Origin of the sequence: Frankia sp. AgKG'84/4 (assembly GCF_023242965.2) — a bacterium.
Taxonomy (GTDB): Bacteria; Actinomycetota; Actinomycetes; order Frankiales; family Frankiaceae; genus Frankia.
The window spans coordinates 1-648 of record NZ_JALKFU020000654.1 but is presented as its reverse complement, the minus strand read 5'-3'; the positions used below and the strand labels follow the sequence as shown (position 1 = coordinate 648).

Annotated in this window: 1 protein-coding gene; it reads right to left on the bottom strand. The window is 76.9% G+C overall.

What is annotated here, in order from left to right:
* Positions 1–648 (bottom strand): amidohydrolase family protein (locus tag MXD58_RS24460; protein ID WP_250610019.1); only part of this gene is annotated, 648 nt, incomplete at both ends.

Genomic DNA, 648 nt, shown 5'->3' with positions numbered 1-648 from the left:
CGCCAGCGCGGCCGCGCCGGGCACCCGGGTATGCGTCTGGCCCTGCCACAGCCCGCGGGCCAGGCGAAGCTCCGTCCAGCCGTCGTGATCGTCCGACAGGGCCAGGCCGTCCAGGCCAAGGCACACCTGGCCCGCGTGGGTCACCGCGCGGGCCACCGGGGCGACGCCGGACGCGAGGCGGAGGTTGGACGAGGGGTTGAGGGCGAGGGTCACCCCGCGCTCGGCGAGCAGGGCGAACTCGTCGTCACGCAGATGCGTGCCGTGGGCGACGGTGGTCCGCGGACCGAGCACGCCGAGGCGGTCGAGCGCGCACACCACGCCCTGCGGGTAGACCCGGTCGGCCCAACGCCGCTGAGACGGGCTCTCCAGCAGGTGCAGGTGCAGCCGGCGGCCGGTGTGGGCGCTGTACTCACCCAACCGGGCCAGGGTGTCCTCGGCGACCCACTGCGGACCGACGGGGCCCAGCTGGATTTCGCAGCCGACGCCCTCGACCTCCGCGGCGACCCGCTCCAGGTCGGCGAGCAGCGCGTCGGTCGCCGCCCGTCCCCCGCCCGGCGCCTCCCGGGACCGCCCGGCCGGGTCATCCATCGTGTCGTGCACGGGGTAGACGACCGCCGCCCGGATTCCCGCCGCCGCGGCGGCCAGCGC